Raw genomic sequence first — 2542 nt, 5'->3', positions numbered from 1 at the left:
GCACTCGGCCAGCAGGGACCGGGCGGCGGAGGGGTCGGGGTCGGCCTCACCGAGCGCGGCGTCGATGCTCGGCCACAGGTCGGTGGTGGCGGCGTGGGCGAGCAACACGGTGGGGGCCCGGCGCACCAGGTCGCCCTCGTTGGACTTTCCCGTCACCGCCGGGTCGCCGAACACCCCCAGCACGTCGTCGACCACCTGGTACGCCGTCCCCAGATGGCGACCGGCCTCCCGGAGCGGGGGGATCATCTCCTCCGGCCCTCCGGCCAGGACCACGCCCAGGACCATCGGCAGCGTCACGGAGTACGCGGCGGTCTTGGCGGCGCCGATCGCCAGCGCGTGCTCCTGTGTGATGGGCTCCCCACGAGCGGCGCCCTGCACATCGGCGTACTCTCCCGCGACGGAGGCCACCACCGCGCTCTCGACCTCCACCATGGCGCGGTGCAGCACCGGCCCCGGCACGGGTAGCCGGGCGAACTGACCCATCGCGGCCACCAACAGGAGGTCCCCGCCGAGAAGGCCCCCCACCATGCCGACGTGGGCGGCGGTCTCCCGCGGCAGACCCTGTTCGACGCCCCGGGTCGTGGTGAGACCCTGCAGATTGGGCCGGCCACGGCGGTGGTCGTCGCCGTCGGCCACGTCGTCGTGGACGAGGAAGGCCTCGTGAAGAAGTTCCAGGGCCTGACCGGCAGCGGTGCGGACCGCCTCGTCGCGCCCGCCCGAGTGCGTGAAGACGGCATCGAACAACGCCGAGCGCATTCCCTTGCCGGATCGGGTCGTGGCATCGAGGTCGGCCGTCCAGTCATCGACGGCAGGCCCCAGACCCTCGGGCAGGGCACGAGCAGTCATCCGCTGGGCGGCGGATACCGAATCCAGTGTCATGTCCTGTTGTTCGGAGCCGACCCTGTCCTGGATACCCCTCACCCCGAATCTTCTCGACGAGATGCGGCGCACCGGCGTCCCTCGGCCGGAGCCGCGAAAGTCCACGGTGTCACACGGTCACACTATCGCGGCCCCGAAATGCACGAAGACCCCCGCTTGTGGCAGGGGTCTCCGAGTGCCAGATGATGGATTCGAACCAACGTAGGCATAAGCCGACGGATTTACAATCCGCTCCCTTTGGCCGCTCGGGCAATCTGGCGTGCACCCGTTGAGGCGCTAGGACACGATACAACGCGTGTGACCCCCGGTGCCAAATCGGGGGCCGACGGGATGACCCGGGCCTGAGTCCGCGCCGGGTAGCCTGGCCGGGATCGTCCCCACCGTGAGAGAAGGAGCGCGCCCATGGCCTCGGAGTCCTCGTTCGACATCGTCTCGGAGTTCGACCGCCAGGAGGTGGACAACGCCCTGAACCAGGCCGCGAAGGAGCTGGGGACACGGTACGACTTCCGCGGGACCGACGCCGGGATCGAATGGAAGGGCGACGACGCCGTGGAGATCGTCGCGGCGTCCGAGGACCGGGTTCTGGCCGCCAAGGACGTGTTCATCGAGAAGCTGGTACGCCGGGGCCTGAGCATGAAGGCACTCGAGGTGGGCGATCCGATGCCGTCCGGTAAGGGATTCCGCCTGGTCGGTTCGCTCAAGCAGGGCATCGACAAGGAGAACGCCAAGAAGATCACCAAGCTCCTGCGCGACGAGGGGCCCAAGGGCGTCAAGGCGCAGATCCAGGGCGAGGAGATCCGGGTGTCGTCCAAGAAGCGCGACGACCTGCAGGAGTGCATGGCGTTGCTGAGGAAGGCCGACCTCGAGGTCGCGCTGCAGTTCACCAACTACCGGTAGGCCGTCGACAGTGCCCTACCCAGGGGGACGCCCGAGGCGGCGGCGCACCGCCGTGGGATCGGGGGTGCGGGTGGTGGCAGCGGCCGTGGGCGTGTCCCTGCTGGCCGGATGTGCTGTCGGGGGCGACGACGACGAGGGTTCCCCTCGGCTCACCGTCTTCGCCGCGTCCTCCCTCACCAGCGCGTTCACGCGGATCGCCGAGGAGGTCGAGCGGGACGACCCCCGCGTGGAGATCCGACTGTCGTTCGACGGGTCCCCCGGGCTGGTCGACCAGATCGCCGGAGGCGCTCCCGCGGACGTGTACGCCTCGGCGGATTCTCTGAGCATGGACCGGGCGGTGGCCGAGGGGCTGATCTCGGGAGCGCCGGTGGAGTTCGCGACCAACGTCCTCACGCTGGTCACCCCGCCCGGGAATCCCGCCGGCATCACCGGACTCGACCGCTCACTCGCCGACGCCCGACTCGTCGTGTGCGCGGAGGGGGTCCCCTGCGGCGACGCCGCACGAGCGCTGGCCGGGGCGGCCGGGGTGCAGCTGCGACCGGTGAGCGAGGAATCCAAGGTCACGGACGTGCTGGGCAAGGTGACCTCCGGGGAGGCCGACGCGGGGATCGTCTACCTCACCGACGCCCGCTCCGCCGGTGACCGGGTCGAGCAGATCGCGATCCCCACCGCGTCGTCCGGACCCACCCGGTATCAGATCGCGGTGACCCACCGGGGTGAGACGGACCGGGCGGATGCGGCCCGGCGGTTCGTCGACGCGGTCACC

3 protein-coding genes and 1 tRNA gene are annotated in these 2542 nt (G+C 70.3%); 2 read left to right on the top strand and 2 right to left on the bottom strand.

From position 1 onward, the window contains the following. Nucleotides 1–879: polyprenyl synthetase family protein (locus tag G6019_RS06555; RefSeq protein WP_182627235.1), on the bottom strand; the 879-nt coding region annotated here is incomplete at its 3' end. Between the two features lie 176 nt (nucleotides 880–1055). Continuing rightward, nucleotides 1056–1138 (bottom strand) — tRNA-Tyr (locus tag G6019_RS06550). 143 nt (nucleotides 1139–1281) lie between these two features. On the opposite strand from G6019_RS06550, the gene G6019_RS06545 reads away from it, so the two are divergent. Continuing rightward, on the top strand, nucleotides 1282–1776 hold the full coding sequence (locus G6019_RS06545; protein WP_107757128.1) for a YajQ family cyclic di-GMP-binding protein: 495 nt from the start codon (nucleotides 1282–1284) through the stop codon (nucleotides 1774–1776). Nucleotides 1777–1846: 70 nt separating this feature from the next. Continuing rightward, nucleotides 1847–2542, top strand: a 696-nt coding sequence (gene modA / locus G6019_RS06540; RefSeq protein ID WP_182627237.1) for a molybdate ABC transporter substrate-binding protein, incomplete at its 3' end; no start/stop codon positions are given.

Origin of the sequence: Dietzia sp. DQ12-76, assembly GCF_014145045.1 — a bacterium.
In the GTDB taxonomy this organism is placed as follows: Bacteria; Actinomycetota; Actinomycetes; order Mycobacteriales; family Mycobacteriaceae; genus Dietzia.
Note: the sequence above shows the minus strand (reverse complement) of the source record. Positions and strands in the feature narration are given on the sequence as shown.

Coding starts and splice junctions, on each gene's coding strand:
- G6019_RS06545 (WP_107757128.1), top strand. CDS start 1,282: ATGGCCTCGGAGTCCTCGTTCGACATCGTCTCGGAGTTCGACCGCCAG.